The organism is Aestuariispira insulae, assembly GCF_003385955.1.
Lineage (GTDB): Bacteria > Pseudomonadota > Alphaproteobacteria > UBA8366 > Aestuariispiraceae > Aestuariispira > Aestuariispira insulae.
On sequence record NZ_QRDW01000003.1, the window covers coordinates 268,157 to 280,605 of the forward strand.

General features: G+C 55.9%; 15 protein-coding genes. 7 read left to right on the forward strand and 8 right to left on the reverse strand.

The window, feature by feature from the left end:
* The first annotated feature begins 168 nt into the window (after positions 1-168).
* Both DFP90_RS10170 and DFP90_RS10175 read left to right on the forward strand, forming a co-directional pair.
* The gene (locus tag DFP90_RS10170) at positions 169-927 is read left to right on the forward strand and encodes an EI24 domain-containing protein (protein ID WP_115936356.1); all 759 of its coding nucleotides are present in this window, start codon (positions 169-171) and stop codon (positions 925-927) included.
* A complete protein-coding gene (locus DFP90_RS10175; protein WP_115936357.1) occupies positions 924-1,388 on the forward strand; it encodes a hypothetical protein in 465 nt (154 codons plus the stop codon). Before DFP90_RS10170 ends, DFP90_RS10175 begins: the two co-directional genes overlap by 4 nt.
* 4 nt (positions 1,389-1,392) lie before the next feature.
* On the opposite strand, the gene DFP90_RS10180 is transcribed toward DFP90_RS10175, so the two are convergent.
* The 3 genes from DFP90_RS10180 to DFP90_RS10190 form a co-directional block, all read right to left on the reverse strand.
* Positions 1,393-2,790 (reverse strand): hypothetical protein, encoded by a 1,398-nt coding sequence (locus DFP90_RS10180; RefSeq protein ID WP_115936358.1) that lies wholly within the window; start codon positions 2,788-2,790, stop codon positions 1,393-1,395.
* 5 nt (positions 2,791-2,795) lie between these two features.
* Positions 2,796-3,623, reverse strand: coding sequence for a hypothetical protein (locus tag DFP90_RS10185; RefSeq protein WP_115936359.1), 828 nt, complete (start codon positions 3,621-3,623; stop codon positions 2,796-2,798).
* 166 nt (positions 3,624-3,789) lie between these two features.
* The gene (locus DFP90_RS10190) at positions 3,790-4,401 is read right to left on the reverse strand and encodes a LysE family translocator (RefSeq protein ID WP_115936360.1); all 612 of its coding nucleotides are present in this window, start codon (positions 4,399-4,401) and stop codon (positions 3,790-3,792) included.
* 146 nt (positions 4,402-4,547) lie between these two features.
* On the opposite strand from DFP90_RS10190, the gene DFP90_RS10195 reads away from it, so the two are divergent.
* Genes DFP90_RS10195 through meaB form a run of 3 tightly spaced genes read left to right on the forward strand, consistent with a single transcriptional unit; the run spans position 4,548 to position 6,543 of the window.
* Positions 4,548-4,982 (forward strand): Lrp/AsnC family transcriptional regulator, encoded by a 435-nt coding sequence (locus tag DFP90_RS10195; RefSeq protein WP_115936361.1) that lies wholly within the window; start codon positions 4,548-4,550, stop codon positions 4,980-4,982.
* A 41-nt stretch (positions 4,983-5,023) separates the two neighbouring features.
* Positions 5,024-5,497, forward strand: a complete 474-nt coding sequence (locus tag DFP90_RS10200) for a hypothetical protein (RefSeq protein WP_115936362.1) — start codon at positions 5,024-5,026, stop codon at positions 5,495-5,497.
* A gap of 50 nt (positions 5,498-5,547) precedes the next feature.
* Positions 5,548-6,543, forward strand: coding sequence for a methylmalonyl Co-A mutase-associated GTPase MeaB (gene meaB / locus DFP90_RS10205; protein WP_115936363.1), 996 nt, complete (start codon positions 5,548-5,550; stop codon positions 6,541-6,543).
* A gap of 3 nt (positions 6,544-6,546) precedes the next feature.
* Here meaB and pip read toward each other — a convergent pair whose 3' ends face one another.
* Complete coding sequence (gene pip / locus DFP90_RS10210) at positions 6,547-7,491, reverse strand: prolyl aminopeptidase (protein WP_115936364.1); 945 nt, start codon at positions 7,489-7,491, stop codon at positions 6,547-6,549.
* 150 nt (positions 7,492-7,641) lie between these two features.
* Here pip and DFP90_RS10215 point away from each other — a divergent pair, with 150 nt between their 5' ends.
* Positions 7,642-8,343, forward strand: coding sequence for a thermonuclease family protein (locus DFP90_RS10215; RefSeq protein ID WP_245957038.1), 702 nt, complete (start codon positions 7,642-7,644; stop codon positions 8,341-8,343).
* A gap of 17 nt (positions 8,344-8,360) precedes the next feature.
* Here DFP90_RS10215 and DFP90_RS10220 read toward each other — a convergent pair whose 3' ends face one another.
* The 4 genes from DFP90_RS10220 to fdxA all read right to left on the reverse strand — a co-directional run bounded on the left by DFP90_RS10220 (position 8,361) and on the right by fdxA (position 11,612).
* Entirely contained in the window at positions 8,361-9,248 is an 888-nt protein-coding gene (locus DFP90_RS10220; RefSeq protein ID WP_115936366.1) for an RNA polymerase factor sigma-32, read from the reverse strand.
* A 171-nt stretch (positions 9,249-9,419) separates the two neighbouring features.
* Entirely contained in the window at positions 9,420-10,223 is an 804-nt protein-coding gene (locus DFP90_RS10225) for a hypothetical protein (RefSeq protein WP_115936367.1), read from the reverse strand.
* A 149-nt stretch (positions 10,224-10,372) separates the two neighbouring features.
* Positions 10,373-10,876: a CarD family transcriptional regulator gene (locus tag DFP90_RS10230; RefSeq protein ID WP_115936368.1), complete on the reverse strand. Its 504-nt coding sequence runs from the start codon at positions 10,874-10,876 to the stop codon at positions 10,373-10,375.
* A 394-nt stretch (positions 10,877-11,270) separates the two neighbouring features.
* On the reverse strand, positions 11,271-11,612 hold the full coding sequence (gene fdxA / locus DFP90_RS10235) for a ferredoxin FdxA (RefSeq protein WP_115936369.1): 342 nt from the start codon (positions 11,610-11,612) through the stop codon (positions 11,271-11,273).
* A gap of 232 nt (positions 11,613-11,844) precedes the next feature.
* Between fdxA and DFP90_RS10240 the strand changes: the two genes are divergently transcribed.
* A complete protein-coding gene (locus DFP90_RS10240) occupies positions 11,845-12,447 on the forward strand; it encodes a DUF938 domain-containing protein (RefSeq protein ID WP_115936370.1) in 603 nt (200 codons plus the stop codon).
* Positions 12,448-12,449: the final 2 nt, after the last annotated feature.

Sequence of the window (12,449 nt, forward strand, 5' to 3'; positions counted from 1 at the left end):
GTTATGGAACTGATTTCCACTCTTATTAGCGGATCATTGGGGGGAAAAGAAGGCGCGATTGGCAAGGCAGGGCAAATTTGTAACCTTTGTTATCCCTGCTTGAAGCAACGGGGCGCGGGCATTACATAGTCTAAGGATTGCAGAATTAATACGGGTGAGGATGACAGAATGATCGGCGCGATTGGCAAAGCCATCGGACAATTGGGTGACCCCAGGATGCGCAGCGTCTTTTTGAAGGGCATATTGGGCGCAATCGCGGCCTTTATCGTGATCTTTTCGGTTGCCTATTACCTGTTGGGCCATGTGATCTGGGCCGACGTGCCGGTGATTGGCTGGCTGATGGAATGGATGGGTGTTGGATTTGACGTTCTGTCCGGTTTTCTGTTGGGCGGTACGGTGCTTGCGATCACCTATTTCCTGTTCCCGCCGGTTATGGTCGCGATCATGGGGATCTTCCTGGAGGAAGTCTGCGAGGCGGTTGAACAGAAACATTACCGCAACCTGGGGGAAACACGTTTCATCCCGGTGACAGAAAACATTATCAATGCACTTAAATTCCTGGGTCTTGTGATTGTTATCAACTTGCTCGCACTGCCTTTCTATCTGGCCACCTGGTGGATCGCGGGTTTGGGTTTTGTGCTCTATTACCTGATTAACGGCTATTTGTTCGGGCGTGAATATTTCGAACTGGTGGCTCATCGTCGTCTGGATCCGAAAACGGCGCGCGGACTGCGCCGGTCCAACCGTGGCAGTCTGATGCTGTTCGGTTTTGCCGCAGCTTTCGGCATGACCGTGCCGATCCTGAACCTATTTGTGCCGATCATCGCAGCCGCAGCCATGGTCCATATCTTCATGAAGATTGGCGAGCGTTCCTCCTTGACGGGTGCAACCGGGCCGATGATCAAATCGGAAACCACCTTTCCATGAAGGCTTGGCGTCTCATCCTCACCGGCGGCATTCTCCTGTCGCTTGCGGCATGCGGTACGCCGCCGGCAAATGAGTCAGCCTTGTCGGTGGCAACCCCCGCCCCGCAGGATGTAAAGACAGAGGAGAAAAAGACCAAAACAACGGCCCTGCCGTCTCCGGCGCCGGTGCAACCGGCGGCACCAGAGCCGGTCAATGACAACCCGATGCAATTCATGGATATGTCGACCCGTCAGCTTTCCGAAGCGGTGGGGCGGCCACATATGGTGCGCCGGGATGGTCCGGCCGAGGTTTGGCAATATCGCGGGGACGGCTGTGTCCTGGATCTGTTCTTGTATGATCAGGAAAACGAACTGCAGGTTAAACATGTGGATCTGCGCAGTCAAAGCCTGGCCGATGATTCCCTCAAAGCCTGTCTTGCGGACATGATCCGCAAGCGGAACCATACCAAACCGGTTGGCTGATCATTCAGCGGCTTGCGGCGTCCAGGGCGAGCATGCCGCGCTTGCGCAGCATATCCGCTTCATCGGGGTTTTCCATGACCTCTACCAGCCGGACTGCGATGCAGAGGAATGCGAAGGCAATTGCGCGTTTGTCTGCCGGTGCATTGGGTAGCGCCTTTAACAGACCGTCGGCATATTTTTCCAGTTCCTTGCGGATCTCACTCACCTTGGCGCTGCAATCGCCTTTCAAACCGATCTTGTCGGCAAAAGGCAGCATTGTACCGATCGCCTGTGCACGGTCCTCGGCCAATTCAAAGGCTCTGTCATCCGGTTCGGCGGCAAGTTTGGGAACGGTGCCGCCGCTGCGGGTTGGCAAGGCTTTCATCACCACTTTGCGAGCATCGCGCAATAAGCGCCGTTCCAGCTCTTCTGAAACTCTTTGTCGACAATTATGCATGCGTTTGCCCCATTCGCCATTGCGCTTGATTGGTATGGCTTCCACGATGGTGCGGAATCCCTCGGCAAAATAGCGGACCTTGGGAATGATATCCTCGTCGGTCAGGCTGGGGATCTGGGCAGCTTCGATAACGGCTTGCGCGTCTGCTTCCAGGGCGCTGAAGACAATATTGCCGGGGACGGCCAGGTCAGTACGCTGGATTTTGATATCGTCTGCGCCCCGGGTGACGGTCTTGATTACATTCATGATCGGAAACGGTCTTAGCAATCGTCCGGCCAACGCCAGAAGAAGCACCATGGCATCGGGTGGATTAATCGCTTCCGCCGCGGCATAAGCTTCGCTGGCCATGAACAGTTGATCCTTGCTAAAGCCAACCATGGGGTTGGGCGGTAGTTTGGCCTTCAGTTTTTCCAGTGGTTCCGCGATCCGCAGACAGGCAGCCATCAGGCGGACATCGGTTAAAATGTCATCTCCGCCCAGTTTCTTTGCCAATGCGGCATTGGCTTTTTCATCATTGCCAATGGTGTTCAGGCCATCGGTCAATGCCTTGGCCCCGATTGTCCAAAGCGTGTGGGAGAGGTCCTTGATGCCCGCATCATCACCGGCGTGCTCTGCTTCGATATAACGGGCACAGGCATCTTCGATCTGGGGGCCGGCCAAATCTCCGGTCATCCATTTCCACATCGGTATGATGCTGCTGCGATCAATCTGGCCATCCGGTCTTGGTGACGGTTTTCCACTGACCAGCATATCCTCAAACGGCAGGCAAAAGGCCCGTTGGGGAATAAGCGCACGCGGTGCGCGGATAAGCGCTAGGGAGGGCCTTAAAAGTGCCATGATGGCATTATGTGGCAGTCCAAGCTTATTGCTGTTCCGGTCCAGTTCGACTGTGGCTGCCAGCTTGCGCAACTCTTTTTCCGGCAGGGATTCAATAAAGGCCAGGACCTGGGCGGTTTTATCATCCATAACTCTCACCCTAATGGCCGCATATTACGGGAAAGCAGGGATTTGGTGTCGCTATCCAAATCCTCCAGCAGGGGCGAACGCCTCAGCCATCGCATTTGGACTGTCGCTAATTCCTCCCAGAAAGGGCGATCGGCACCCGCCAGGTCTGCCGGGACCAGAGGGATATAGAGGAAAAAACCGGTTAGGGCTTCGCGCTGTTGATAAAATTCGCCCTTTTGGGCATTTTTCCAGCGGGTGATGATACGTGGCCAGCCATCAACCAGATAGATGAGGTCGCTATGGGCGTCTCCCGCCCCTTCTTTCAGGCATTTTTCCAGTAACGGTTCGGCCAGTTTGACGGTATTCCGCAGGGCCAATGACGTGCGTTGTGCCAATTCCGCAGCATCGACCGGTTCATGGATCAGCCAGCGCCGCAGATCGTCGGCCAGAGCCCGCAGTTCTTCCAGCAGGGCCTTTAGGGAAGTAGGCTCCGTCCCGGTTATGGGATCGGTCTCTTCTCCGGCTTGTTCGGCCCGGCGCTGGCGCATGGATCGGGCCCCGCGCAGGCCGGTCAATTCGACATTCACGATAATTTCCTGGACGGTCTCCGGATCGGGATCACCAAAACCGGCGAGATCTTCCAGCAGGGCGCGGTCAAACACGCTCAAGGGCAGGATGCTGCCAACTTCCGTCAGGGGTATGAGATAACAATGGCCCTGTTTTTCGAAGCTGGGCAGGGACAGGCTTAGTCCCATGGAGGTTGCGCGCAGTCTTGCAAAAGCAAAAAACGGGGTGGTCAGGGGCAACGCAATACCCCGGGTTTCCAGGCTGGACGGAAGGATGCCAACACCCATGCCGTAAGATTAACCTCGCGAAATGACTGACATTCAGGATAAATACACCCCGATATAGGCCACAAGTCTATGACGATTCGAGTTTTTCGCAAAAATTCTAAGTTTTGATTAACATGCGAAACTGGGATCAATAGATGGCGATGGGTTTTTGGGTGGCATTGCTGGTTCAGCGGATAAGGCTGAGCAATGACGCGACGCCCATCGCGGCGATGATCAGGGCACTGACCAGGTTGATGCGGGACATGATCCGATCGCCGATCCGGTGTTGGAGCCTGGCGGAAAGACCGGCCAGAAACAACCACCATAGGGCCGAGCCCAGAAACACCCCCACAACAGTGGCGGCCTTGCCCGCCATGCCATCGGCCAGGGTAATGCCGAGGCCTGCAAATATCGCCAGAAATGAAATGATAGTTGCCGGATTGGACAGGGTGAGCAGGAAAGTGGTTAGAAAGCCGCGCGCCATATCCCGGCCACTGGCCGGTGGCGCTTCCGGGGCGGGGGTCGACCGACCGATCCGCCAGGCCAGGATCAATAGGAATATGCCCCCGATGGCCGCCCCCCAACTGCCGATACCGCCGACCATCCTGTCCAAGGAAACCAGGCTAAAGGCGGCAATGGCGCCATAGGTACCGTCCGCCGCAGCGGCCCCCATGCCACAGCTAAAACCGGCCCGGAAACCGCGGGTCAGAGATTCGCGGATGCACAAGACCCCGATCGGTCCGACCGGGGCGGCGATGGCCAAACCGATGAGAATGGATTTAAGAAAATAATACAGCATGTCAATTTTTCCCGTTTGGCATTTTGCCACCCGGCAAAGATAGCAGCCCTCCTGGAAGGCTGGAATGGTGATGTTAATGTTGAATTGGAAATTTTCTTTGGTAAAATAAGGTATAATGGAAATAAGACATTACACATGTAAATGATATGGATGATATTGATAAACGAATTATTAATGCTTTGCAGCGGGATGGCCGTTTGTCCTATCGGGCGTTGGCGGCGATCGTGGGACTCTCTACGCCTGCGGTGTCAGAACGTGTCCGGCGGTTGGAGGATTTGGGTATCATTCAAGGCTACACGGTCCAGATCGACCGTCGGAAGTTGGGGTGGAGCCTGACCGCCTTTGTGCGTCTGATCTGTCCGCAGGATCATTATCAGGCGGTATACCGACTTGCCCGTGATCAGCGGGAAATTCTCGAATGCCATCATGTGACCGGTGAGGATTGTTTTGTGATCAAGCTGATGGCCCGCGATGTGGCGCATCTTGAGCAGGTGATCGAACGGTTTCACGGCATTGGGCGGTCGATTTCCTCATTGGTTTTATCCACCGCTCAGGAAGACAAGCCGGTCAGCCCGGTATAGCCGCCGTTTAATTCCTGCTCTCGATAGGCTAGACTGGCTCCATGTTTGGAAAGCTACTGCGCCTGTTATTCATGGAAAAATCGGCCCGCGACCGTTGGGAACAGCGCAAGCAGGCGGAAAAGGCGCAAACGCGTGCGCGCAAAAAGAATGCGGCGGGCAACCAGACGAAACCGAAGAAAGCAAAGCTGGCAAAAGGGGCGGCAAAAAAGGCACCGAGTGTCACCATTCCGGAGATCCCGCGCAAAGGCGGCGGAGTGGCTGCCGATCCCAGTGAAGTGGATGTCAGCATGTTGGTTCGGCAGGCTGTTTCGGAGGCGGAACAGATATTAGATGCGGAAGATCGTGCGATTTCCCATAGCAATCCCACTGTCGGCAACAGCCGCCGGGAATTGATCAAGGCGGCCATGGCGGTGCATCGGTCAAAACAAAGCACGCTTGATGGGCTGGATGTAAATTCCAGAGCGCGTCTGCGTGCTCTTGCAGAGGTCATGATGGGTGGTAAGATAAAGAAATAAAACACCTATTTCCATATGCCCTATCTTCTTATTCCGTAGAGTATTTCCCAATGAGTTCCCAAACGCCTGAAAGTCTGGCAGACGCGGTTTTGAAGGGGGAGCGCCGTGCGATTGCCCGGGCGATTACCCTGATTGAATCCACCAGGCCCGATCATCGGGCCGATGCGGACCGGCTGCTGGAAAAGCTGCTGCCGCATGCGGGTCGCTCGATCCGCATCGGCATCTCCGGCGTACCGGGTGTCGGTAAATCGACGTTTATCGAGGCTTTTGGCAATCATGTGATCGATCAGGGGCATCGTATTGCGGTGCTGGCGGTGGATCCCAGCTCTAAAAGATCCGGCGGTTCCATCCTGGGTGACAAAACCCGCATGGAAACCTTGAGCGTGAACCAGGGCGCCTATATTCGCCCATCGCCGGCGGGCCGGACTTTGGGCGGGGTGGCCCGCCGCACCCGCGAGGCCATGTTGATCTGTGAGGCGGCGGGTTTCAACGTGGTGCTGGTGGAGACAGTCGGTGTCGGCCAGTCGGAAACCACGGTTGCTGAAATGACCGATCTCTTCATGCTGCTGCTGCTGCCCAGTGGCGGTGACGAGCTGCAGGGGATCAAGAAGGGCATTGTGGAATTGGCGGATCTGGTTCTGGTCAACAAGGCGGACGGGGATATGGCAGCGGCGGCAGGCCGGGCGGTCGCGGAATATAAGAGCGCGCTCCATTTGCTGCGCAGCGCGGCCAGGGACTGGCAGGTGCCGGTCAGGTCCTGTTCTGCGTTGACCGGCGAGGGGATTGATGCGGCCTGGGACATGGTTGCGGATTTCAGGCGCCAAATGACCGAAAACGGTTTTCTGGACGAACGCCGTCGGGACCAGAATCAGGCCTGGATGTGGAATGAGATATCCGAAAATCTGTTACAGCATCTTAAGGATAGCCCGGATCTGGCCGGGGATCTTGCCCGGTTGGAGGCGGAGGTGCGCGCCGGCCAGCAGCCTCCGGTTACGGCGGCCAGGCATCTGGTGGCCCGCTTTCTTGCCGGGCCGGGAAAGATGTGATTCCTAGAGTGACTTGAATGTCTCGGTCGCGGAGACCAGGCCTTTGACGATGCCGGGTTCGGAGGCCGAGTGACCGGCATCGGGGATCATCATCAATTCCGATCCCGGCCAGTCCTTATGCAGGCGATAGGCGGCCTGTGGCGGGCAGATCACGTCATAGCGACCCTGAACGATGATGGCCGGTAAATGGCTGATTTTATGAAGATCGGCCAGCAGCTGACCTTCCTCCAGAAACATGCCATGACGGAAATATTCCGCTTCCAGCCGGGCCAAAGACAAGGCCGTGTCGGGGTCATCCATCTGGGCAACCGCTTCCGGGTTCGGGATCAGGGTGGAGCATTTCACCTCGAAGGCGCTCCATAATCTTGCGGCCGGGATATGGACTTCCGGATCCGGGTCAATCAGGCGCCGATGATGGAAATCCAGAAGATTGTCGCTATCGCTTTCGGTGAAGGGGCTGAAAAATTCTTCAAATGCCTCAGGGAAGAAGCGCCCCATGTGATGCATGAACCAGTCGATCTCGTCATGGGTGGCCAAAAACACGCCGCGCAGGATCAAGCCCTTGATCCGGTCCGGATGGGCCTGGGCATAGGCCAACGCCAGAGTGGAACCCCAAGAGCCGCCAAACAGGACCCATTTTTCCAGGCCAAGCCGCTTCCGGATGGCTTCCAGATCGCCGATGATCTGCCAGGTGTCGTTGCGTGTCAGTTCGCCATTGGGCGTGGAGCGTCCGCAGCCGCGCTGGTCCAACAGAACGATATGGTAATGGGCAGGATCGAAATAGCGGCGGTGAACCGGGGCACAGCCGGCGCCCGGACCACCATGCAGGAACAATACAGGCTGGCCTTCCGGATTGCCGCATTGTTCAAAATAAACATGATGCAGGCCGTCCGGTTCCAGATGGCCGGTAGCAAATGGTTCAAGCGGCGGGTAAAGGTCCTGCACCATGATCGGTTCAATCCTGTCTGACAAGGTTCTCGGATTTTATTGTGGCTTGGATTATCCCGCTGATCCACCAGAACCTCAAGAAGAAGTCTCGCCAAAACTTCTCTTTATCGGCAGTATGTTGTCATCATGATAAGAGCGCTTTTGGTGTTTATGGCCCTGCTGGCATGTTCGAATGTCCGGGCTGCAGAGAACACCCCGTTTCAGCTATTGGATCCAATCACGATTGCCAGGGATGATGGCGATCGGATCCGTCTTGCAGGGTTGGCGGGGCCCAAATTGGACCCTTTCATGGACCGGGCGGGTTTGCGCCGTCTGTTGGAGGAGGCTCTGTCAGGCGGTTTTGACATTCAGGCCGAAAATTCCGTGGACCGACATGGACGGACCCATGCCCAGATCTATCTGGCAGACGGTCGATGGCTGAATGGAGAGGCCGTTGCCCGTGGGCTTGCCCGAGTTTCCGGCCAATATGATTCATCCCCGCAAATTCTTGGCCAACTGCTCACAATAGAAACGAAGGCGCGGGCGGCGGGCCTGGGGCAATGGGGCAGGGCAAGCGGCTTTCGGGTGATAGCGGCGGAACCGTTCGGCGCACGGGCCGGTCGGTTCATGCTGGTGCGCGGCCGGATCCTGGCGGTTGCTGTCCGCTCCCGCTTCACCTACCTCAATTTCGGACCGGATTGGCGCCGGGACTTTACGATCGGCATTCCGAAGGGAAAGATCAGGGCATTTCGGAAAGCAGGTATTGATCCTGCCCGGCTTGCGGGGCGGGAAATTCTGGTGCGGGGCTGGGTGGAATGGCGCAACGGTCCATTTATTGAGCTGGAAACGCCGATATTGCTGCAGATACTATAGCCAATAAGAGGGATGGGTCATTCCATGTCGTTCATCAGGTCGCCCGGATGGCGTGTTTGTTTCAAAATGGCATGTTTCAACTTGCCCAAAGCCCGGTTTTCAAGCTGTCGTACCCGTTCTTTGCTGACCCCCAGCTTGATGCCCAACTGTTTCAAGGTTGCCCCTTTCTCGCGCAGCCGCCGGTGATTGATGATAAACCGTTCCCGGTCATTCAATTCGTCTAGGGCGGCCGTTAGATATTGATTGCGGATCTCGCTGTCCAGCCGGGTGGTGGCCTGCTGTTCCGGGCCCGGTCCGCCATCGGGGAGGAAATCCTGCCGGTCGCCGTCCATCTCCGGTGAGAGCGGCATGTTCAGCGACTGGTCTGGATGGGTCAGGCGCAGTTCCATTCTCTCCACATCGATCAGGCTGACACCCAATGTCTCGGCGATGGAATGGCGGCCCTCTTCGGTCAGGCCGCCGCCCGGTGTGCTGGGCAGTTTGGCCCGCAATCGCCTGAGATTGAAGAAGAGGGACTTTTGGGCAGCGGTTGTGCCGGTGCGCACAATCGACCAATTGCGCAAAACATAATCCTGGATGGCAGAGCGGATCCACCAACTGGCATAGGTGGAAAACCGAACATTGCGGTCTGGGTCGAATTTATCGGCGGCCATCAACAGGCCGATACTGCCTTCCTGGACCAGGTCTCCAAGCGGCAGCCCGTAATTGCGGAAGCGCGAAGATATGGCAATCACCAGCCTTGTATAGGCCTGCACCAATTGGTGCAGGGCTGCAGTATCGGCGTCATTGAGCCAACGGCGCGCCAGCGCCTGCTCCTCGTTTCGGGCCAGCAGCGGTTCGCGCATCGCCGTTTTGACGAAGGTTAGGGTGGCTTTTCGGATTTGGCTGTCATCAATATGCGGCATAGGACGCCTTTCCCGCCAACAAAATGGCGGATGGTTTCCCGGGCCTTCATGGCCGAAGGGGAAACAGAAGCCTGGATCCTCAATCGATCCGGTCTTGCTTCATTCCAGTATAGGCTAAAAATGTGACCAAAAATAGAATAGGAATAGATTTTCAAATAAATATTTGAAAAATCAAACTTTAATAAGATCCAGAAGGGCTCCGTCCGGATCCAGGCAGGCTGCGGCCAGCGGGCCGCCATAACCACAACCGCCGTCCAGGGTCAGGCAGGTACCCTTTTCGGCAAGGCCCTTGTGATCAGGGTCATAGCCACGGATCACTCTGATATAGTCGTCGAACCCGTTTTCTGCCTGGGCAAAGCTGCGGCCGGCCCACCAGAAGGCATCCGCCTGCCGGTCCAGCGGCTTGGTGATGTCCAGCCCTGCATTCACCAACAGCAATTTGCCATTATCTGTTCTGGCGGCATGGCGCAGCGCGACCATGATTTGGTCATGGCCCGGGTTTTTATGAACGGTTTCTTGCAGAGCCTGGGTCCAGTGGGTCAGCGCCACTGTGCCTTCCCGCGCGAGCGTCCTGCCTTCCGCGGGGTCAAAGCCATAGGCGCGTATGGTGGCTTCCAGTCCCTTTGGCAGCATCCAGTCCAGGACCTGGTCCGGATGCCGGGCAAATTGCAACTGCAGCAGCTTTTGCCACATCTCTTCCTGCGCACCGCGCAGATAGATAATGTCATCATTATGGACAAATGGCGGGATGGACAGGAACCAGCGCCGAAAGGTCAGTAATTCATCCAGGGTCGCGCAGGATTGCGGCCCCACCCCAATCATGTTGCCGGTATAGACCAATCGGTCGCCGGGGCGCACCTTTTCCGCGATCTTGTCATGCAGGGCATAAAGTCGGGTGGCATCGCCATGGATGGCACCAACGACCCAGACCCTTTTGGCGCCGCATAATTTGGGCAGTAGATTATATTCCGTCATGCCGGGACCGGTTTACCCGATTATATTGGTTATTTTCGGGGCTTATCTTCTCTTGCCGGTAGCCCGGCTGCAACCGAATAATTTGCAACGAAAAACACCGCGGAAATAACCGCGGCGTTTTTCAGGAGTTGGATGGTTTGGAAGCCGGATCAGGCTGCCGCTTTTTGCAGCATATCTTCCAACTTGACCGTTGCATCCTCTTCATCAATTGCCTCAACTGCGGCAAATTCGCGGGCCAAACGGTTCAGGGCAGCCTGATACAGTTGGCGCTCGGAATAGGACTGGTCCGGCTGGTTGGCATTGCGGAAGAGATCCCGGACCACTTCAGCGATGGCCACCGGATCACCGGAATTGATTTTGGCTTCATATTCCTGGGCACGCCTGGACCACATGGTCCGGCGCACTTTGCTTTTTCCTTTGAGGGTCTTCAGCGCTTCCTTCATCTGGTCCGGAGAGGATAGCGACCGGAGGCCGGATTGTTCCGCCTTGGCGGAGGGAACGCGCAGGACCATGCGGTCCTTGTCGAACTCAATCACGATGAGTTCCAATTTCTCACCAGCGATTTCCTGTTCTTCGATCCCTTGGATCTTGCCGACGCCATGGGTCGGATAAACAACGTGGTCGCCCTTAGAAAAAGCAGGTTTCTTGCTCATACCCATTCCTACATATCTGAACGTGGTTTCATGCACCGAAGAAGAGGCCGGGGATTTCCAGCAATGCCGGTGGGTCAAAGAATGGCCTTAAAGTAAAAAGGCCACCCTGCCCGACGAATTGTCCGACCTGACGAATGCTCTCAGCGTCAATTTAGATTGAAAAATCCAACGAAATAAACGCCCACACCACAAAACACTTTGCCCGCTGGCCAAGTGCATCCAGTCTCTTCAGTAAGGGTAATGTAACATAATTTCGGACCGAATCCCAGTGGGGAAGGCCGAAAAAATGACAAATATGTTGCGCAGGCACCGGCCGATCGGTCAGCAATCCTGACTAAACGGTTGAATCACTGGGACTCTGTTGTGGCGAGCCCCGGTAAATTTTTTTTGCCGGTCAGGCGTCCCCTTTGCCGGGATTCGCGCTGAAATGGTCCTGGAACTTGTTTGGAACGTCTTTCCAGTCATCGGCATCTGCTGGCTGTTCGCCTTTGCGGGTGATGACCGGCCATTTTTCGGCATATTCCCGGTTCATTTCCAGCCACTGTTCCGCTTCCGGTTCGGTGTCGGGCAAAATAGCCTCTGCCGGGCATTCCGGTTCACAAACGCCGCAATCGATACATTCGTCCGGGTGGATGACCAGCGTGTTCTCGCCCTCGTAGAAACAATCCACCGGACAGACCTCGACACAGTCCTGATACTTGCATTTGATGCAGGCTTCAGTGACGACGTAAGTCATGAACCTTCTCCTTCACGTGCCGGTCTTCAAACCGGCTAATCCATCTGATCCAGCCTCCGGCCATGGCAATAAAGGGCCGGGCCGGTTAGAGTATTTTGGCTGTCTTATAACCCCGGCAGCGATATCTGCAACAGATTTCTGCTGTATCGGCTGCAGTTGCGGGGCAAATATGGGGTAATAAGACAGAAACTAAAAGGGATTAATGGAAAACAACCTGAATTGAGTGTGTAATATGGAGGATAAAAGGCTGTTTGCGCCTGCAGTAGCCCGCAATCGCGAGGCCATCGGGGCGGTCATTGACAGAATTGCGCCGGAAAAGGGGCAGGCACTGGAAATCGCGTCGGGGTCCGGGGAGCATGTCGTCCATATGGCGGGATTACGACCGAACATCATTTGGCAGCCGACCGATATTGACGATAATCACCTGGCCAGCATCGACGCCCACCGGGTTGCGGAGGGGCTTGGCAATATTCTGCCGGCAAAGTGTCTGGATGTATTTTCAGACGACTGGCCCGTGGAAAAGATGGATCTGATCTTTAACGCCAATATGATTCATATCGCACCCTGGTCCTGTTGCGAGGGGCTGATGGCCGGTGTTGGGCGCTGTCTTTCCACTGCCGGGCATCTGGTTATGTATGGACCCTATAAGCGCGGCGGGGATCATACCGCAGACAGCAACCGTTCCTTTGATGAAAACCTGCGCAGTCGAAACAGTTTATGGGGGGTGCGTGACCTTGAAGCGGTGATTGAACAGGCGGAGATGAACGGTTTGGATCTGCAAGAGGTGGTCGATATGCCGGCCAATAATCTTTGCGTGATTTATCGCAAAGTCTGAAG